This is a genomic window from Ignavibacteriota bacterium, assembly GCA_016212665.1.
Classification (GTDB): domain Bacteria; phylum Bacteroidota; class Ignavibacteria; order UBA10030; family SZUA-254; genus FW602-bin19.
The window spans coordinates 1-20,364 of record JACREZ010000009.1 but is presented as its reverse complement, the minus strand read 5'-3'; the positions used below and the strand labels follow the sequence as shown (position 1 = coordinate 20,364).

Sequence of the window (20,364 nt, the reverse complement as noted above, 5' to 3'; positions counted from 1 at the left end):
TCAATCGTCAATGAAAAAATCGTCAATCCGAAATCCTTAATCATTCCTGTGGCATCGGTAACATTCTGAACTAACATACGAGTAACCACTAACTTCACGATGGTCTCTATCGGTATCGGTTCGATTGTGTTCGTGGCAATCAATGCAGGAGAATGTTCCGTAGTTTGTCGGTGTTGTATGGCACTCAGTACATAGCGTCCATTTGCCGCGATGTTTACCTGACTTAATCTTAAAATATCTCGTATCATGATTCAGCGTCGAGGGAGTCCACACTGAGGTTGTATGACAGGGCGAACAATCGTGTTCAAAGTTTGCCTGCACGTGATTCGGATTTGTCGGTTGCTGATAATCTGTTTGATGACAAGGATAGCAATCGTTGTATGTCAATTGATAATTTCCATTTGTATGACACGAGATGCATGTTGTGCTTGTATGCGCCCCTGTTAGTGGCAACGCAGTTGTGCTATGATTAAACACTGATGGTGACCACGCAGTTGTTGTATGACAAGGCTGGCATACATAATCAAACGCATTTGTTGAATGATTCGGATTCGTCGGTGTTTGATAATCTGTTTGATGGCAAACGTAGCAGTTTGAATACGTCAACTGATAATTGTCATTCGTATGACATGAGACGCACAGCGTTGCAACATGACTTCCGGAAAGAGGAAATGCCGTTGGTGTATGGTCAAACGAAGCGGGACTCCAACCTGATGTTGTATGACATTCTGTACAATCATGATGATAATTTCCCGCGACATGATTCGGATTCGTTGTTCCATCAAACTCTGTCTGGTGGCATTGGTAGCAATCAGTGTAAGTGAGATTGTAGTTACCATTCACGTGGCACGACTGACAATCAGTTGAGATATGTTGTCCTGTCAACGGGAAATCAGTGTTAGCATGGTCGAACGACGCAGGCGACCAACCTGCTGTAGAATGACACGACGTACAATCATGGTTAAAATTATTTGATTGATGGTCAGGATTTGTTGCCTGAGTATAATCTGTTTGATGACACTGATAACAATCCGTGTACGTGATGTTATAATTTCCACTTTGATGACATGACTGACAAAGGGTCGTAATGTGCTGACCTGAAAGGGCAAAATTTGTATTGCTGTGACTAAACAACGAAGGAGTCCACACAGAAGTAGAATGACACGGCTCGCATGTGTAAATAAAAACTCCATTCACATGATTCGGTTCTGTTACTTGTTGATAATCTGTCTGATGACATTGGTAACAGTTCGAATACGTCAGTTGGTAATTGTTGTTTATATGACATGATGAGCAAAGAGTTGAAACATGGCTTCCTGTCAAAGCGAATGCAGTTGAAGTGTGGTCAAACGAAGCCGGACTCCATCCATCCGTCGAGTGACAAGAAACGCAATTCTCATTGAAACTGCTTGTTTGATGATTCGGGTTTGTCGCCTGCTGAAAATCTGTCTGATGACACTGTACGCAATTTGAATAAGTCAAATTATAATTCCCATTCTCATGGCATGATTGACACTGAGAGTACGCATGTCGTCCAGTCAGCGGAAAACTTGTTCCGTCATGATTGAACGTTGCCGGTTTCCATGCCGTGGTTGAATGGCATGGCTGACATGTTTGATTAAAATTTCCGGCCACGTGATTTGGCGTTGTTACTTGCTGAAAATCCGCCTGATGGCATTGATAACAATTCGTATATGTCAATTGAAAATTATTGTTCGTGTGGCACGATGAACAAAGAACAACTTGATGTGCGCCAGTCAAAGCAAATGTTGTTGTTGTATGGTCGAACGTTGTTGTTTGCCAATTAGTTGTTGTGTGACATGATTGACAATGCTGATTGAAACCATTCGCCTGGTGATTCGGATTTGAAGCCTGTTGAAAATCTGTTTGATGACACTCCACGCAGTTAGAATATGTCAGATTGTAATCTCCATTCTTGTGGCACTCTTGACATTCAGTGGTGAAATGTTTTCCTGTAAGTGGAAACGCTGTTGCGCTGTGTTCAAAAGTAGAAGGTTTCCAAACGCTTGTGGTGTGACACAATTTGCAATCGTGATTCAATTCAGCCGCTACATGATTCGGTGATTGTGCATCGGCAAAATGTTGAGCATGACAACTGTAACAATCAGAAGGGAGGTTGAGGAATTTATTATCTACATGACACTGTGAACAAATTGCTGTTTGATGTGCGCCCGTCAACGGAAATGTTGTACGATTGTGGTTAAATCCACTCGACCATGTTGATGTTACCTGATGACAACGATTGCAATCCACCGGAAATTTTACTTGCTCGTGACTTGGAGTTGTCGTTGCCTGATATTCTTTTTGATGGCACGCAATACACTCAAGCGGTGTGCCGGAAAAACGATTTGCAGAAGTCCGTTCGTGACACGCTTCGCACGTTACAAAAGCATGACTGCCGATAAGCGGAAATCGAGTTTGCTGATGTTTCTCTTTCATATCGGGAATAAGCCACAAATCATTCGAGTGGCAACGAAGACAATTTGTTCCCAATTCCGATTTGTGAACATCTGTATGACAAGACGCGCATTCGCTTGTTACTTTGGTAAACTCAAATTTCTGATGACACGATTGGCACGAAGTAAATTTGTGTTTCCCTTCAAGTGCAAATCCGGTTGAGTTGTGATTAAACGAAGCATCTGTCCGCATCTTCCATGACTCAGTCGAGTGACACGTTTCGCATTTCAATGCAATCTTTCCATGTGGTGATTGTTGTGAAGAGGCAGACGCTGGTAAAAATATCAATAAAAATAGTATTATGTCATCCCGAACTTGTTTCGGGATCCATAAACGAGCGTTGATAGATGCTGAAATGAATTCAGCATGACGGATAGTGGAGAGTAGGTAAGAATTCAGATTCATCGCTCATTACTTTTCTGGTGACATGATTCGCACTGAGAAGCCAAAGGTTTAAATCGAACAAACTTTACTCCGCCCGATTCTTCAACTCGATGACATGAACGACACTCAGTTTTCATGTGTGCACCTTTCAATGAAAATGAACTTTGTGTTTCATGGTTAAAGACGCGCATCTTCCAGCTATCAGGCTTGTGGCAAGAACCGCAATTCGTTCCTTCGCCGGAAAAAAATTGTTTTTGATGAATGTCTTGATGACACGATTCACATTCTGTTTTCAGTTTCCCAAATTCCTTTGTTTGATTTTCTTTGCCAAGTTGTTTGTGGCAATCAGAACATAATACACGTGCATGTTTTCCTTCTAAACGAAACTTCGTTGTTGAGTGGTCAAATGAAACTGACTTCCACTGCTCTGTCGAATGACATTTCGCACAACCATCATTAAGCATAACATTCTTGAACTCGCCCCTGTGCGGGTCGTTGTGGCACGATTCGCATCGTTGATTTTCAAAATGAAAACGAAGTTGCATTGTTTCTTTTTTCACATGACAGGAAGAACACATAGTTGCCGTGTGTGCGCCGGAAAGTTTGAACGTGCTCTCGTTATGTTGTGCTAAAGTGAACGTTGATGGCTTGAATCCGTTTTCATCGTGACAGACTTTGCAGTCGTTCTTATATCGTGCAAGAAACTCACCGTTGTGTTTATCCGAATGACAATCGGTGCAACGCTCATGCGCAAGCCGGAGCGACTTTGCTTTCTTTTTGTTCGGTTGATGACACTTCTCGCATTTGACTGTTGCATGAAGTCCCACAAGGTTAAACGCTGTCAACTTATGGTCAAAAGTTTTTTTCATCGTCGCTCGCCAGCCCTGCGTGCTGTGGCACGATTTACACTCTTTTCCTGAAAACTTTTCACCGTGCGGAGTTGCATGGCAGGGAGTGCAATCAAAAAAAATCTTTGTCATGAAATCAACCAAATTCTTTTTTGAAGAAAGGGAAGAGTGACATTTCGAACATTCCACTTTTGCATGTTCGCCTTCCAACTTGAACGCAAGAGTTGCATGATTAAACTTTGATGCAGGTTTCCATCTGGCAGGAGTATGACAGGATGAACATTCATCCTTGAATCTTCCTTTGTGAGTATCTTCATGACAAGAACTGCATGACTGATTCAAACCCAAAAAAGTTTTGTGGGGAAACTCAGCCAATCTCTTTTTCACATCTTCATCTTTGATATATTTTGTCGCATGGCATTGTTCGCATTTGACGTTGCTATGTTTTCCACTCAAAGCAAATCCACTTTTTGTATGAACAAATGATTGTTCATCAAACATCATCGTCTTTGCATCGCGACCAAGATGGTCTTTATGGCAATCAACGCATTGCTTGCCTGATTCTGAAAAATGAAATCCCCGTTTGTTATCAAACTGTTTTTTAATTTCCGTATGACACGCCAAACACTTCGCACCGCTAATTGTTTGTCCGACTTCGTGACACTGCGTGCAATTATCTGTTCCTTCCAATTTTTGATGAGCTCGTGAAAGTTCGCCAGGGGAGAATTGAGCGAATGATGGTAATGGCAAGGCAAAACAAAAGAGGATATACGACAACATATAGTTTAGTGTCATTCTGAATCCCCGCTTCAGCGGGGTGAAGAATCTCTCACGTGTGGTTTGATGTAAAATTGAGACACGAGATTCCTCACTTCGTTCGGAATGACTCCTGTTCTTTATTGTCTGTAATCTCACAATATCCACCTGTAGCCAAGCATCACAACAACCACAACATGCGCGGCAAGCGTGATGAACATAATAATCGTGAACGGAAGATGAATCGCATGCCAATAGAAAAAGATTCGCTCGACTTGTGAAAGCACCAATGACTTTTGAAAGAGTGAGGCACGAGCGTTGGAAGATGCAGTCATTTGCTTTGCAATGTCGTGTGAAAGGTTGCTTTCAACAATCAACTTGTGAATGTTATGTTTTACATGCGATTTGATTGTTTGCAAGTGCATAAACGTGGAAAATGTTTCACCCAAGCTTTTCGGTTTGCTGATGTTTGCAAACGCATCGTCAATCATCTGAACAATCTGTTTCCCGATTGTGCTTGATTCAAGTGAAGAACCGAGTTCATTTAATTGCGCATTGATTTCTTCCAACGTCAATTCGTTGCCATTGAGATTTCTCGGAACAAGCGTGTAAAGAAATCGCCCGATTATTCCGCTTGTGGCAACAGAAAGCATTGTCCACAAACTGATTGCCGCAATGCCGCCCGCTTTGAATGTTGTATGATAGAGAACGAGGATGGGACCGAGTAAACAGAGGAAAATATGAAATTCCAACCACCGGCTTAACTTGCCTACATTCCACAGCGAACGAATTCGCTTACGGGTTGAATAGGTCGAGACACCGACGATGACCATCAATGTCCCGATGATACCAAGACCATGACTGTACGAACCGGAAGGTTTGAGCGTAGAGTACTCGGAATGAAACGGACGCGCTTCAAGTGGCGTCAAATAATATTCCCAGCCACGAAGACTGAGAGAAATAACAGCCAACACGGCAATCAACAACAGGAAAATCAAAAAAAGTGAATGAGATTCTTTCAATGTCTTGCACGGTAATTTGAACATTACTGATTGATGCACATTGCATCAATCTTCCCCGAAGTTGATGGGTGAATATAAGAAGTTCTACTTTGAAGAAAAAGGCTTTACATAGTAAATGTGGTGTGAGTCAGATTCGTTTTTGGAAAGGTACTTGTTTCAAAAATTTAATGCTCAAGAACAAAAGTTCGAAACATATTTGTAGAAGTGTCAATTGTTATTGATTGAACTTTCGTACTGTATCCTGTTTTATGAAGCACAAGTTCGATGGTACGGGAAATATACATTGTATCAACGACAGTTGGATTATCAAGCGCGCGAAACAAGGGAACTCCGAAACCTAAAAGGGCATACGGAAGTGAAAAACTTCCCGATGTATCGGTAACAGCTAAAGGTTCAGCTGTATCACTTCAGAAATGTTCGTATTGAGCAAAGCAAAATATTTTTCCTGAACCAAATTATTAGTTATGACTCGATAAATGTAAAAACCATTGGTCATTGTTGAAACGTCAACGGTAAAAGTATGTATCCCGGCATTGAGTGTATCATTAATAAATGAACTGATTGAATCGCGCGTAAACCAACGAAAGATATCGATTCTTACATAAGAGCGATGAGGTAGGGAATAGCGGATTTGTGTAGAAGGAGGTGAAGAAGGGGATTTAAGAAATTTTCCTGATTTATATTCAAACAAGTAATGAACTCCAACGCTATCAATTGGTACACCAAGACTGTCAACAACTTTTCCAAAAAGCCTCAGCGATTGTTGTGTACTACCGATAGGATTATCATCATCAGAGCAAGCGAGAAAGATGATAATAATGAGCAGGGGAAATAGTTTTAATTTCATAGATCACACAATAAACACCTTATCCGGTTCAATCAACGGTTCGCCTCTCATTCTTAATAAAATCTGAGCAACGGTGAGCACATCTTTGTTGCAATACGTGACTATGCGTTCAAGATTTTTTTCCTGCCAATAGACTTCATAAACCTTGCTTCCGTCAATGTCATCTTTCGGAGTCGGGATGTTGAAGATGGAGGCAAGGAGATTGAGCGAAGTGAAATTTTTGTAATCACCGAATTTCCACAATTCCATGGTGTCAAGATGTTGAATTTCCCACGGCTTTTTTCCTGCGGTGTCGAGTGCTCTCGGAAGTTTCAATCCGTTGATGAGAATTCTTCGTGCAAGATAGGGGAAGTCGAATTCTTTTCCGTTGTGTGCGCAAAGCAGGTTCTCGCTCCTGTTGAAATGTTTGTTGACAAGAGAAATAAATTCCGAAAGGAGTTCCGCTTCATCATGACTTGCAAACGATTTCACACGAAACTCTTTTCCATTGATATACCCGACCGAAATGCAAATCACTTTTCCGAACTCAGCATAAATTCCCGCTCGTGGGTAGATACTTTTCGGTGTTTCCGTTTCAGGATTTTTTATCAACGATTCAGATTTCTTGTTCCACAACGGTTTGATGTGTTCCGGCACAGAATCGTAATCAGGAAACTGCGGAACGGTTTCGATGTCTAAGAAGAGAATGGTTTCTATGTTGAGGGATTCTAACAAGTATTCACTCTTTTAAAGTTAGCACGATGTCTTTATTACTGCGTAAAAGTGTGTTGACTATTGTTTGTGTATCAACTTTTTTACGTTTAGCAAATTCCCGAACAAATTTGAGGACATCATCATCAAGATACACTGGTAAATTGAGGCGAGTATTTGCCTTGTAAAATTTTCCTCGAACCCCTTGACTAAAATCGTATTCTTTTTTCATAAACTTATCTACTTATGTATTGTTTCGTTTCTTGCTTTGTTGCTTTTCGTGCCGAGATAATTCGAATCCCTGATGTTTGTGAAGTTCCTTCACGAAATGTATGAATGACAACAAGGTTAACATCGTTTCGATCTTTACCGATAGTAATCCATCTGTCTTCCATATCACTATGTTCCTCGTCAAATATGGAAATCATCAATGGGTCAAGAAAAATTTCAGATGCACGTTCGAAAGTAACTTTGTGTTTTTGATAATTTTCTTTGGCTTTCTTTGGGTCCCATTCGAAATTATATTGCACGTCTGTACCGTATCACATCAAAAAAATACATTTCTTTATGGATGAATGCAAATGAAATCTTTAACCATGTGTCGACAACTGTTAACTGTCAACAAATAACTACCATCTTCTCGGCACATCCTTTATCGTTCTCACTGTATCCCGTGCAATCAGTAATTCCTCATTCGTGGGAATGACGTATGCTTTCAATCGTGAATCTTCCGTGGATATTTCTCCTTCTCGTCCGTTCACTTTTTCTCCATTTCGTTCTTTATCGAGAGAGAGACCCATCCATTCTAAGCCGTTGCAAATTCGTTCACGCACAGCGGCGCTGTTTTCTCCGATTCCGCCGGTGAAGACAATGGCATTCGCTCCACCCATCTCCGCAAGGTACGCGCCGATATATTTCTTCACACGCATACAGAAAATATCAATAGCGAGACGTGCGCGGCGGTCGTTCTTTTCCTGTTCTTCAGCGAGAAGTTCTCGCATATCGTTCGTCAAACCGGAAATGCCGAGCAAGCCCGATTGTTTGTTGAGAATTGTGTCAATGTCACGCATCCCGATTCCTTCTTTGTGATGGATGAATTCGAGAATTGAAGGGTCAACATCACCGCTACGGGTTCCCATAACAAGTCCTTCCATTGGCGTGAGCCCCATTGAAGTATCGAGCGACTCGCCGTTCTTAATCGCACAGGCGGAACAGCCGTTGCCAAGATGAACAGTTATGATATTCACATTCTCCCGTTCGATATTCACCAATTGGCGATACCGATACGCGACATATCGGTGAGACGTTCCATGAAATCCATAACGACGTACACGATGCCGACGATACATCTGATATGGAATCGCGTACAAGTACGAAGTCTCAGGCATGGTCGAGTGAAACGCAGTATCAAACACAGCGACTTGCGGAACGCCTGAACCAAGAAGTTCTCTCGCGCCGTAAATTCCTTTCAGGTTTGCAGGATTATGAAGAGGAGCGAGTTCGATGTTGTCTTCGATTTGTTCAATCACTTGTTCATCAATCAAAACAGACTTGGTAAACTTCTCGCCGCCATGCACAACACGATGTCCGACAGCGTGAATATCTCCGAGTGATTTGATGTTGTTGATTTTTGAGTTCGGAGAAATTATCCATCGCAACACAAAATCAATTGCCGAACGATGGTCGCGCAACGGCGCGGTTTCGCGAACTTTTGGTTGTCCTTCAACCTGCAACGTGATGAGCGCGTTGCCGACGACACGTTCAAGCAATCCGCTTGCAAGCCGTTTGTCAGCATTCTTTTCGATGAGGTCAAGGTCAGTTTCAATAATCTGGAATTTAAGAGATGATGAGCCGCAGTTTAATACAAGAATATTCATTTTCTGTTAGTGAGTTGTGAGTGGTAAGTAGTGATTCGTAAGTTGTCAGTTGACGGTTGGTAGTAGTTCTAAGCATAATCAAATTTGTATCTTCAATCCGTATCTTCATCAAGCGGCAGAAAGATAAGGAAAAAGTGAGCAAAAGAGAATTTTTGTTTCTCTGAGATTGATTTTCTCTTTATATTTACTGCGCAATATGGAAACAGAAAAACCACAATCAGGTTCCGCAATCGAACGTGCGAAAGAATATGGGATTGATTTGACGTTGAATCAATCCATACTTAAACAAACACCAACTGAACGCGTATTAGCTCTCCAAAACATGATGCGGTTAGTAGACGAAGCAAGGAAGGCGAATACAGTTCTTTACTCAGGAAAAACAGCATGACACAAGTTGGTGAAGTGCTTCGACTTTCTAAGTTTTTCAAAGGGCAGTAACAGAATCTATTTTCAAATATCAAGCATCAAGAACTATGAAACGTCTCTACCGTTCAGAAACAGATAAAAAACTTGCCGGTGTTTGTGGCGGCATCGGCGAAGTGTTCAACATTGACCCGGTTGTTGTACGCATTATCTTTATCATCTTACTTATCGGAACCGGATTTTTCCCGTTCGGTCTTGGCTATCTTTTAGCCGTCTGGTTGATTCCCAAAAAATCTGAATTGCACGTTCAATGAAAACATTATTCAAAATCCTCACCGCTCCAATATGGATTCCCCTGAAAGCGCTGTGGATGCTCTCAAAGATTTTAGCTTTTATTTTCCTTCTGACAGTGATTACGGCAATTGTATTGTTCGTTCTCTGGCAACAAGGAATTATTCTCAATTAAAAATGAAAAATTCAAAATGAAAAACTACTCACTACTCACCACTCTACTACTAACATCTCAACTACTCATCTACTCAACTACTTTTTCACAGTCAGTAGATTTCGACCAATTCTTTGTAGATAAAACACTGCGTGTAGATTATTTTCATTCCGGAACAAAATCAACCGAGAGTGTTAGTCTTGACCAAGTGTACGAAGAAGGTGCATGGCCCGGAAGCAAAACCAATCTTCTTGATGTCATGAACTACGGCGAATTTTTGGTGCGCGTGTATGATGTCGCTACAACGACGATGATTTATTCACGCGGCTACTCGACTATCTTCAACGAATGGCAAACAACCGATGAAGCCGATAAGATGACTCGCACATTTCATGAGACGGTTCGATTGCCATACCCAAAGAATGCAATTCAATTAACGATTTCTCACCGCAATAAGCAGATGTTGTTTAATGAAATTTTCTCTACGACGATTGACCCGAATACTTCGAGAGAAATCAGCAAAGAGAAACACACACCGGATTTCAAAGTTACTCAGTTATTGAAGAACGGCGCGCCGGAAAAGAAAGTGGATATTGTTATTCTCGGTGATGGTTATACGAAAGCCGAAATGGAAAAATTTAGAAAAGATTGCAAACACTTTACTGACGCATTGTTTGCTACGTATCCGTTCAGCAAACGGAAAGATAATTTTAATGTGTGGATTGTTGAAGTCGAGTCGGAAGAATCGGGAATTGACCGACCGGACTCGAATGTGTGGAGAAAGACTCCGCTCGGTACGAGTTACGATGTGTTCCAAACGCCTCGCTACGTACTGACGATGGAGAATCGTGCGCTTCGTGATATTGCTTCCGCCGCACCGTACGATTTTATTCACATACTTGTCAACGACAACCGTTACGGCGGCGGCGGTATTTATAATTTGTATGCAACATGCTTTTCCAAAACCGACAAGGAAGGCATGGAGTGGCAGATGGATTATGTCTATGTACATGAGTTCGGTCATTCATTCGGCGGACTTGGTGATGAATATTATTCGTCGCAAGTTGCCTACAATGATTTTTATCAAAAAGGAGTCGAGCCGTGGGAACCGAACATCACTGCGTTGTTGAATCCGAAAACAATGAAGTGGAAAAATATGATGGAAGCCGAAACACCACTTCCTACTCCATGGGAAAAGCATCAATACGATAGTCTTGGACGAGAACGAGGAAAACTCAATCGCCTTGCCTCTGATTATTATGAAAAACGAAAACCATTGTACGATGCAGAAATGAAAATTCTTAAAGAGACAAAGTACGTGGGCAAAGTCGGAGCGTTTCAAGGCGCCGGTTACGCTTCCGAAGGTTTCTATCGTCCCGCAATTGATTGCCGCATGTTCACGCTTTCTCTTATTGATTTCGACCCAGTGTGCAGTGCGGCGATTGAGAGGATGATTGATTTTTATTCCAAGTAAAATAATTTTGTTAAAGGTTTTAGAAAAATGAGTACAGCAGATTTTATTTCAGCTGTTTCAGCAGGGGCGGCTATTATTAGTTTGATTTTTAGCTCAATAGCACTTATAATGGCTGGAAAATCTTACAACACAAATAAAAAAATGTTTAAAAGACAAGGTGTGATTGATCTTTTCATGGCTTGGAGTGGAGTAAATGAAATTCAAATATCGAATCTTATTACACCTGACGTTGTGAAAGCTGTAAATGCACTTGCATTAACTGCGACGCTTTGGAATCATGACATTATAGAAAAGGAAATCTTATATCAAACTTACTGGATTCCCTATAAAGATATTTATGATACATTACAATCTTCTTCTAAATTAGTTCCAGGAATAAACAGGAAATGTCGTGATTTATTAACCTCAGAAATTATTAGGGCATATCAGGACATGCAGAATATGGATATTAATAAAGTGACCCAATCAACTATTTAAAAACATCAACATTAAAAGGAAATTCTAATGACTTTTGAAGAAGTTAAAAAATCAATTCGAGATACAACATTAACGTTACGCTCTTATAGGCAAATAAACGAGAAAAAAACCTCAAGTTTGAATTTTGAACAATTTAATAAAGAAGCAGATGAAGCTATTATCAAAGAACTTATAAAAGAATTAATTAGGGAATCTTACATGTTGGGACCGTCAGGTAAACCTTGTCCAACTTGTGGTGGTACAGGAAGAATATAAAATATTTTTCATGCCATGCTTACATCTGGATTATGTAAGGACACGAAAAAAATGCGAATACGATTTCATCAAAAACGCATCGTGAAGAAATGAAGGAGATGTTTGAACGTGATTCAAAAACCATATGAATTAAGAAACAACAGAAATGTTCTTATGTATCATTTGTTTTTGGCTTCGAACAATGCTACCGCTGTAAACATTGCGAACGATATAGTCAAAAAATATAATAAGTAATATGGCTGAATCAAGTATAGAATGGACAGAAATGACTTGGAACCCTACAACAGGTTGTTCCAAGATTTCCCCCGGATGTAAGTTCTGTTATGCTGAAGTTATGTCAAGACGACTTCAAGCAATGGGACTTGAAAAATACAAAGACGGGTTCAAAGTAAGGATTCATCCTGAGGCATTGAGAATTCCTTACACTTGGAAATCATCGAAGATTGTTTTTGTCAATTCGATGAGCGATTTATTCCATGAAAAAATTCCTCTTGAGTTTATTCAAAGAGTCTTTGATGTTATGAAAGATAATCCCAATCATGTTTTTCAAATATTAACAAAGAGAGCAGAACGGCTTTTTGAAATTCACAAAGAACTTGACTGGACACATAATATTTGGATGGGAGTCTCTGTCGAAAATGTTGACTATACTTATCGCATTGACTTGTTAAGAAGAACAAAAGCCAAAGTGAAGTTTTTATCTTTAGAACCGTTGCTTGGTCCGTTACCAAATCTCAAACTTCGAAAAATAGATTGGGTGATTGCAGGCGGCGAAAGCGGCTTCAGACCGAGACCGATGGACGCAGATTGGGTTCTTGACATTCAGGAGCAATGCGAGAAGGCAAATGTTGCTTTCTTCTTCAAACAGTGGGGGGGTCGAAACAAAAAAGCCAATGGCAGAGAACTCAATGGAAAATTTTATAACGAGATGCCTGAATATCAATTTACAGATTAAAATATGTTAAAACCTTCAGCGGCTTCAAATATTCTTTTGAAGTCGAGTCTCAGCCTTACAAGGAATTATTCTCTTTCTCCATCACCGCCATTCATAAAGAATCGAAAAGGTATTCATGCATCAATACATTGAATCAAGTTCTCAATGAATTTAATATTGGAACAGATAACCCAAGGGCAAAAGAATCAGAATGGTTACTCACGAAGAGAGAATCCAGAGATTTTTTGAAAATTGCTTCGCACATGTTTAGCGATAATAAATACCTTTGGTCATTCGAACCAAAATTAGACGAAGACAGAAAGTGTGATGAATGGGAAAACAAGCGTAGATAAATCAACATTCAAAAACCATCAACAGTATAAATCCGAAATTGACAATCCGCTCTACGAGTCATAGACAATTCGAAATCATTATGAAAAGAATACTAATCGTTCTTACATTTCTATTAACGTCCTCGAACCTTTACGCGCAATCCATTCCCGAAAAATGGTTGACGTACTACGAGAAATCCGATTTCAAAAAAACTCCTCGCTACGAAGAGACATTGCAATTTTGCAAAGAGCTTGAGAAGGCATCGCCGTGGATTAAGGTGACGAACTTCGGCAAGAGTCCTCAGGGGAGAGAGATGTTGCTTGTGATTGCATCAAGTGATAAAACTTTCGATGCAAAGAAAGCGGCAAGATCGAAGAAGGCGACGGTTCTTATTCAAAACGGAATTCACTCGGGGGAGATTGACGGGAAAGACGCGTGTCTGATGTTGCTACGTGATATTGCAATAACGAAAACAAAAGCATCTCTGCTCGACCATGTGAACTTGCTCATCATTCCTTTTTTCAATGTGGATGGACATGAACGATTCGGGAAGTACAATCGCATTAACCAAAACGGACCGGAAGAAATGGGTTGGCGTGTTACAGCACAGAACCTGAATCTCAATCGCGATTACATGAAAGCAGACGCGCCCGAAATGCAGGCATGGCTGAAACTGTTCAACTCGTGGTTGCCGGATTTTTTTGTTGATTGCCATGTAACCGATGGCGCGGATTTCCAACATGTCGTCACTTATGGAATTGAAACTCGCGAGATGATAGCCGAACCTGTCAGAACGTGGATTAAAGATTCATACATCCCCACAATTACATCGCGACTAAAGAATGATGGTGTGAACATTGTGCCGTATGTTTTCTTCGCTGATAACAAAGAACCGATGAAGGGCTTGCTCGATTGGCCCTCGCCGCCGCGATTCTCTACTGCTTATTCTGCAATTCAAAATCGTCCGGGCTTGCTCATTGAAACGCACATGCTGAAAGATTACAAGACACGAGTTGATGGAACATATAAAACGCTCGTTGCAACAATTCAAAAAGTGAATGAGGATTTCAGTGAACTGAAGAAAGCAGTGAAAGCGGCTGACGAGCAAACAAAGAATGCAATTGAAAATCCGTACCCTCTGTTGTTTGGCGTTGGCAAAGGTTCAACCTCGTCAACACATTTTCTTGGTTTAAAACATACAGTAGAAAAGAGCGATATCTCCGGCGGCGATTGGATTAAGTACTCGAACGAGCCGTACGAAGCGGATATACCGCGGCTCGACAGCATTTATGTAACGAAGACAATCGAGCCGCCAAAAGCATATTTGATTCCGCCGCAATGGCAGGAAGTGATTGGTCGCCTGAAGATTCATGGTGTGAAGTTGGAGCGAATGACAACCGCACTCGATTTGGATGTTGAGATGTATCGCTTCACGAATGCGAAGTGGCAGGAGCGACCGTACGAAGGACGGCATCCGGTTACATTTTCTGTTGAGAAGTTCAAAGAAAAGCGTACATTCCCTGCCGGAACAATTGTCGCGTGGATGAACCAACGGACTGCACGTGTGTTGATTCACGCCCTTGAACCGGAAGCGCCAGATGCGTTTGTGCAGTGGGGATTCTTCGATGCAATCTTCGAGCAGAAAGAATATTTTGAAGATTACGTGATGGAAAATGTCGCACGCGAAATGATAGCAGCAAATCCGAAATTAAAAACTGAATTTGATTACAAACTTCAGAACGATTCGGCTTTTGCAAAATCTTCGTACGATAGATTGAATTTCTTTTATCAGCGTTCACCGTATTGGGATAAGCACATCAATCTTTATCCTGTTGCTCGGCTGATGTGGGAAGTTCCGATTCCGACTGAGCAATACTGATTCACTTGAGATTTTTAAAAATATTGTTAGTTGAAGAAAGCATTTCGAAATATTTCTATTGAAATGATGAAAGGGAAAACCGTTCATCCGATTGATATTATTATTGATTGGCTGCCAGGCAACGATAAAAGAAAAAGGCATCCTATCGGAATTGTCATTGATAAACTCACAAGGTCAATAGAGAATAGAGTAACAGGCGAGAAGTTCGACACCGAAATGTTTCGGTTAACAGAAAAAGATGGTAAATTTATAAAGAAAAAAGAATGGCAATTTGATTGGCACAAAGAATTGAAAGACGCATCGAAAGAAGTCTTCAAATTATCCGTTACGAAAAATCCGGACATCATTCAGGGGATGATAAGTATTGAGGATAAGAGGGATCACATCTTAGTTAACTTGATTGAAAGCGCTAAATTTAACCGGGGTAAATCAAAACTCTATGATGGAGTTGCGGGAAATCTCTTCGCGTATGCATGCAAGGTTTCATTTGAGAAAGGTTATAACGGTTTTGTTTCATTTATCTCAAAGACTAAACTGAAACAACATTATCAGCAAAGTCTTAACGCTGAAATATTATTTGGTGATGTAATGATATTCAAATATGAAATTTCTAAAGAACTTGTTCAACGATATTTTAAGGAATACAAATGGGAATAGTTAAAGAACCGAAAGGGGTTGATTTTTATGTTGTGAATCGTGAGTTGTCATCGGAGGAACGAAGAAAGATTTCTGAATATATTGAACAACAGAAAAAGGGTCATCGAAAGAAATATTCGTATCCGACATTAAAGCAATCAAAACGAAAATCAACCCAACAATAGATTTATTTTAATAACTGAAAGAACTATACAATGAAATCACACAACAAGAATTATGTACGATTCATTACTTTGTACTTTGTACTCTGTACGTTGTACGTTGTTACCCTCAACGCACAGGACAAAAAGCGAATCACTCCCGAAATAGGATTCAAGTTCCCTCCGATGCAATTGACGAAGCAACTTCCGAACATTTCCGGTTGGCAGGATGAGAAAACATATTTCGAATCAAAGAAAAAGGATGGAGAGGAAAAAGCAAAGACATACATCATTGAGGCAAAGAGTGGAAAAGAGAGGGGAGAGAAAAAGCCCGATGTGAATTGGGATGATTTCAAGGGGATAGTTGATACTACGTTTACTGTGTCGCGTCCAACTCTCTCAAACGAGAAAAAGACGATGCACATTTACACGAAAGAGAACGACTTGTATTTGCTCGATGTTGTGAAGAAGGAATTCAAACGGTTGACGAACAATTCGTCGGAAGAAAAAAATCCGACGTTCTCGCCGGATGGAAATTGGATTGCATTTACGCGTGATAACAATCTGTTCGCGATTGATTTGAATTCTGCAAAAGAATTTCAGTACACGAACGACGGGAGTGATGTTGTCTATAGCGGCTATGCGGCGTGGGTATATTGGGAAGAAATTTTCGGACGTGGTACAAACTATCGTGCATTCTGGTGGTCAACCGATAGCAAGCATCTGGCATTCTATCGTTTCGATGAATCGAACGTGCCGATGTTCCCGATTTACAATTCAGACGGACATCATGGAACATTGGAAAAAACACGGTATCCGAAAGCAGGAGACCCGAATCCGGAAGTACAAGTCGGAATTGTTGACCTTGCAACAGCAAAAACTACGTGGGCGGATTTCAATGAAAAAGATGACCAATATTTCGGAACACCGTTCTGGACACCGGACGGAAAAGAATTTTGGGTACAATGGATGAATCGCGGTCAGGATGATTTAAAAATTATTTCTGTTGATCCATCAACCGGTGCGAAGAAGGAAATCTTAGATGAGAAACAAAGTACGTGGGTTGATTGGTATGACGAAATTCATTTCCTGAAAAACAACAAGGGCTTCATTGTCAAATCAGACCGAGATGGCTGGGCGCATTTCTATTTGTATTCGATGGATGGAAAATTAAAGAACCGACTCACGGAAGGAAAGTGGCAAGTCGTGAATCTTGAATTTCTTGATGAGGAAGATGGTCTGATATATTTCACAGCAAAAAAAGAAGCATCAACAAGAACGGATTTATACACTGTGAAGTTGAACGGGAAAGGGTTGAAGCGATTGACGTTTGGTGACTTCACACATTCTGTCCGAATCTCTCCTGAAGGAGAATATTTCATCACGACGTATTCCAATGTTTCAACGCCACCAAAGATGGCTTTGTGCAATGACGCTGGAAAAATTATTCGTGAACTCGGCGATGCATATCAAAAAGATCTGGATGAATATGAATTAGCAAAGCGAGAGTTTGTGGAGATTTCAACTCCTGACGGTTACAAACTTCCGGGAATCATCATGAAGCCGACTCGCATGGAGCCAAACAAAAAATATCCTGTCCTGATAAGTGTGTATGGCGGACCAGCCGCTGGTTCAGTTGCTGATGGCTGGCAACTTTCGATGACGAATCAAGCACTTGCTACTGAAGGATTAATCACGTTCACTGTTGACCATCGCGCGTCGGGTCATTTTGGAAAAGAAGGAGTCGCGTTAATGCATCGTAATCTCGGCAAGTGGGAAATGAACGATTACATCGAAGCAGTGAAATGGTTACAATCGCAATCGTATGTTGATGCGACGAAGATTTGCATTACCGGCGGAAGTTACGGCGGTTATGCAACGGCAATGGCTCTCACTGCCGGTGCGGATTACTTCACACACGGCATTGCAAACTTTTCTGTGACTGAATGGAAACTGTACGATACGCATTATACCGAACGGTATATGGATACGCCGGAAGAAAATCCTGAAGGGTATAAGAATGGTTCAGTGATGACGTATGCGGATAAACTCAAAGGCGTATTGCGAATTGTTCATGGAACGACAGACGATAATGTTCATTATCAAAACTCGCTTCAACTTGTAGATACGCTCCAAAATCTTGGAAAACACTTTGAATTTATGGTGTATCCGAATGAACGCCACGGCTGGGGACCGCCAAAGTCTGACCATTCGCGCATGGAAAACATTCGTTTCTACTACGAGAATCTGCTTGAGAAAGAATTTCCGGAAGCGGCGTTCAAGAAGGAAAGTAAGAAGGGACGACTCTGAGTTTCCAGTTTTCTGTTTCCGGTTACGGATTACAGGTTACGGATTTGGGGTTACAAATGACAAATGACTATTGACTAATGACATCGAAAGTAAATTTAAAATTGAGATTCATACTGTTGTATTTGATTGCAGTAAGTTTGACGATGGGACAAACTCCCTTTTGGAAAGACTTGAGCGGTTCTCCTAATTTTTCATTGCTGAACGAAGGAGCGAACGGTGTGTTGTTCGCGACGTATGGTGTTTTCAATACACTCGCGAGTTCGGAAGATGGATTATATCGTTCGACGAACGAAGGGATGTCTTGGACCAGGACAGCCATCAGTGGTCAAATAGACGAGTTTGAAACAAACGGTAAATATCTTCTGACAACACGACGTCCCAACTTTGACTATGTTAGAAATTACTCGACGGATAACGGTTCGACATGGAGTTCACTAATCGGGACAAGAGGTTTCTTCCCCTATTTTCATGCGTTGTCAAATTCAGGCGGAATTTATGCTTTGGATTTAGGGAATCCGGTACAGGTTATACAGTGTGATTTGGTATTGAGACGATGGAGAGCAATCGGTACTTCATTGACTTTATCTACGGGTGAAGACCCCACAGCACTTCGTGTGGATAACAAGTTGAATTTTTTTGTTGGCACAAATAGAAACGGAATGTATGTCTCTTACGATACGGGAAAAACCTGGAACAATGTATTACAGAACAAAGATGTCTCAGTTGTTTATGTCTCGCCAACCAACAATGTCTTTGCCGGAACTGCGTTAAAGGATACAAACAAAGGAGGAGTTTATTTTTCATCCGATACAGGGAAAACTTGGAGACTCTTAGGGTTGACAATCAAGCCGATTCTTTCTCTTAGTTCTGATTCACTGGGGACTATCTATGCTCAAACAGACAAGGGTTTGTACCAGTATTCCGGTTCAGGAACGATTTGGAATTTTATCGGGCCAAAATCTGCATCGTTCGATGACATGCTTGTAACCAAATCAAACATTATACTTACTTCAGGCGCGGCGGAAGGTTTATATCGCACAACGAATGCAGGTACGACTTGGTCAAAGACGATTACTGTCAGAAATGAAAATGTTGCAAAAATTTGTTTGGATAAATCAAACAAAATTTATCTCGGAACGTGGGGGAACAGAATTTATTCCTCAAACTATAATGAAACTGGCTGGACGCAACTTCCTGATGGAACCATTGGTGATGAAATCCATGGTTTTGCAAACGCGGATAGTTTTGTGTACGCCGCAACCGACCGAGGATTGTACCGAACTTCGAATCATGGAACAAGTTGGAGAAACCTGACGGATTCTACGTTCGGAGGAAATGCATATTGTGTGGCTGTTGCTCAATCTGGAATGATGTATATCGGAACGAACTGGGGAGTTTATCGTTCTTCAAATCAAGGTGAAGATTGGATGCAAGCACATTTAGAATCAACCATTGTCACAACACTTGCAGTCAATCAGTTCAACGATGTGTTTGCCGGAACGGATGGCGATGGATTGTTTCGTTCAACAGATAATGGAATGTCTTGGCAATATCTTGGTTTCTCAGGCCAAACAATTTCTTGTTTGACAATCAATGATGCCGGAAATATTTATGCCGGAAGTTACGGCGGTGTTCACCGTTCGACCGATAACGGAGAAACATGGTCGTATGTTTCTTTTGTTTCGACATATGTGAACGCACTGCTACCGAAAGGGACCAATCACCTTTATGCAGGCACATTTTCCGGTGTGTATTCATCATCGAACGGTGGTGAGACATGGGCAGCGATGAGCAATACAGGGTTGCGTCAAACAACCATTCTCTCTCTCGCGTTTGATGAGAACGACAATCTCATTGCAGGGACATATCAGGGGGGACTTTATAGAACAGAACAATCTATCACAGATGTTACAACGGAAGATGAACTCCCGACAGCGACAACGCTCTTTCAAAATTATCCGAACCCGTTCAATCCTTCGACTACATTGTCATTTGTTATAAGTCATTCCTCATTGGTGAATTTGAAAATTTATAATCTGCTTGGACAGGAAGTAGGCGTGTTGGTGAATAATGAGTTATATGAGGCAGGAGAGTATGCGCTCGAATGGAATGCAGGAAAAAATCCAAGCGGTGTGTACTTTGCCCGCCTTGAAATATTGCCCAATTCAGGCAGTATTCACAGCAAATCAATTCAT

Annotated in this window: 21 protein-coding genes; 12 read left to right on the top strand and 9 right to left on the bottom strand. The window is 41.0% G+C overall.

Features of this window, described 5'->3' with window-relative positions; genetic code table 11:
• Positions 1–36: 36 nt before the first annotated feature.
• The 9 genes from HY960_02975 to HY960_02935 all read right to left on the bottom strand — a co-directional run bounded on the left by HY960_02975 (position 37) and on the right by HY960_02935 (position 8,902).
• Positions 37–2,883, bottom strand: a complete 2,847-nt coding sequence (locus HY960_02975) for a hypothetical protein (protein MBI5214695.1) — start codon at positions 2,881–2,883, stop codon at positions 37–39.
• Positions 2,880–4,505: a cytochrome C gene (locus HY960_02970; GenBank protein MBI5214694.1), complete on the bottom strand. Its 1,626-nt coding sequence runs from the start codon at positions 4,503–4,505 to the stop codon at positions 2,880–2,882. Before HY960_02970 ends, HY960_02975 begins: the two co-directional genes overlap by 4 nt.
• 116 nt (positions 4,506–4,621) lie before the next feature.
• Entirely contained in the window at positions 4,622–5,512 is an 891-nt protein-coding gene (locus HY960_02965; protein MBI5214693.1) for a hypothetical protein, read from the bottom strand.
• A 140-nt stretch (positions 5,513–5,652) separates the two neighbouring features.
• Complete coding sequence (locus tag HY960_02960) at positions 5,653–5,811, bottom strand: hypothetical protein (GenBank protein MBI5214692.1); 159 nt, start codon at positions 5,809–5,811, stop codon at positions 5,653–5,655.
• A 62-nt stretch (positions 5,812–5,873) separates the two neighbouring features.
• Positions 5,874–6,335, bottom strand: coding sequence for a hypothetical protein (locus HY960_02955; protein MBI5214691.1), 462 nt, complete (start codon positions 6,333–6,335; stop codon positions 5,874–5,876).
• 3 nt (positions 6,336–6,338) lie between these two features.
• Positions 6,339–7,049 (bottom strand): 3'-5' exonuclease, encoded by a 711-nt coding sequence (locus tag HY960_02950; protein MBI5214690.1) that lies wholly within the window; start codon positions 7,047–7,049, stop codon positions 6,339–6,341.
• A 4-nt stretch (positions 7,050–7,053) separates the two neighbouring features.
• Complete coding sequence (locus tag HY960_02945; protein MBI5214689.1) at positions 7,054–7,257, bottom strand: hypothetical protein; 204 nt, start codon at positions 7,255–7,257, stop codon at positions 7,054–7,056.
• A 4-nt stretch (positions 7,258–7,261) separates the two neighbouring features.
• Positions 7,262–7,555 (bottom strand): BrnT family toxin, encoded by a 294-nt coding sequence (locus HY960_02940; protein ID MBI5214688.1) that lies wholly within the window; start codon positions 7,553–7,555, stop codon positions 7,262–7,264.
• Positions 7,556–7,654: 99 nt separating this feature from the next.
• Entirely contained in the window at positions 7,655–8,902 is a 1,248-nt protein-coding gene (locus tag HY960_02935; GenBank protein MBI5214687.1) for an acetate kinase, read from the bottom strand.
• Positions 8,903–9,098: 196 nt separating this feature from the next.
• Here HY960_02935 and HY960_02930 point away from each other — a divergent pair, with 196 nt between their 5' ends.
• The 12 genes from HY960_02930 to HY960_02875 all read left to right on the top strand — a co-directional run.
• Positions 9,099–9,290: a hypothetical protein gene (locus HY960_02930; GenBank protein MBI5214686.1), complete on the top strand. Its 192-nt coding sequence runs from the start codon at positions 9,099–9,101 to the stop codon at positions 9,288–9,290.
• A gap of 85 nt (positions 9,291–9,375) precedes the next feature.
• On the top strand, positions 9,376–9,579 hold the full coding sequence (locus HY960_02925; protein ID MBI5214685.1) for a PspC domain-containing protein: 204 nt from the start codon (positions 9,376–9,378) through the stop codon (positions 9,577–9,579).
• Positions 9,576–9,731 carry a hypothetical protein gene (locus HY960_02920; protein ID MBI5214684.1) on the top strand — a complete coding sequence of 52 codons (156 nt, stop codon included), beginning with the start codon at positions 9,576–9,578 and terminating at the stop codon, positions 9,729–9,731. The genes HY960_02925 and HY960_02920 overlap by 4 nt, the downstream gene beginning before the upstream one ends.
• 16 nt (positions 9,732–9,747) lie before the next feature.
• On the top strand, positions 9,748–11,184 hold the full coding sequence (locus HY960_02915) for a peptidase M64 (protein ID MBI5214683.1): 1,437 nt from the start codon (positions 9,748–9,750) through the stop codon (positions 11,182–11,184).
• Positions 11,185–11,211: 27 nt separating this feature from the next.
• Positions 11,212–11,661 (top strand): hypothetical protein, encoded by a 450-nt coding sequence (locus HY960_02910; GenBank protein MBI5214682.1) that lies wholly within the window; start codon positions 11,212–11,214, stop codon positions 11,659–11,661.
• Positions 11,662–11,688: 27 nt separating this feature from the next.
• Positions 11,689–11,916 (top strand): hypothetical protein, encoded by a 228-nt coding sequence (locus HY960_02905; protein ID MBI5214681.1) that lies wholly within the window; start codon positions 11,689–11,691, stop codon positions 11,914–11,916.
• Positions 11,917–12,151: 235 nt separating this feature from the next.
• Positions 12,152–12,871 carry a phage Gp37/Gp68 family protein gene (locus tag HY960_02900; GenBank protein MBI5214680.1) on the top strand — a complete coding sequence of 240 codons (720 nt, stop codon included), beginning with the start codon at positions 12,152–12,154 and terminating at the stop codon, positions 12,869–12,871.
• Positions 12,872–13,283: 412 nt separating this feature from the next.
• Positions 13,284–15,062, top strand: a complete 1,779-nt coding sequence (locus HY960_02895; protein MBI5214679.1) for a peptidase M14 — start codon at positions 13,284–13,286, stop codon at positions 15,060–15,062.
• A 144-nt stretch (positions 15,063–15,206) separates the two neighbouring features.
• Positions 15,207–15,719: a hypothetical protein gene (locus tag HY960_02890; protein MBI5214678.1), complete on the top strand. Its 513-nt coding sequence runs from the start codon at positions 15,207–15,209 to the stop codon at positions 15,717–15,719.
• Positions 15,710–15,883: a hypothetical protein gene (locus HY960_02885; GenBank protein ID MBI5214677.1), complete on the top strand. Its 174-nt coding sequence runs from the start codon at positions 15,710–15,712 to the stop codon at positions 15,881–15,883. The genes HY960_02890 and HY960_02885 overlap by 10 nt, the downstream gene beginning before the upstream one ends.
• 30 nt (positions 15,884–15,913) lie before the next feature.
• Positions 15,914–18,169, top strand: a complete 2,256-nt coding sequence (locus HY960_02880; protein MBI5214676.1) for a S9 family peptidase — start codon at positions 15,914–15,916, stop codon at positions 18,167–18,169.
• A 77-nt stretch (positions 18,170–18,246) separates the two neighbouring features.
• The coding region (locus HY960_02875; protein MBI5214675.1) for a T9SS type A sorting domain-containing protein at positions 18,247–20,364 on the top strand (2,118 nt) is incomplete at its 3' end.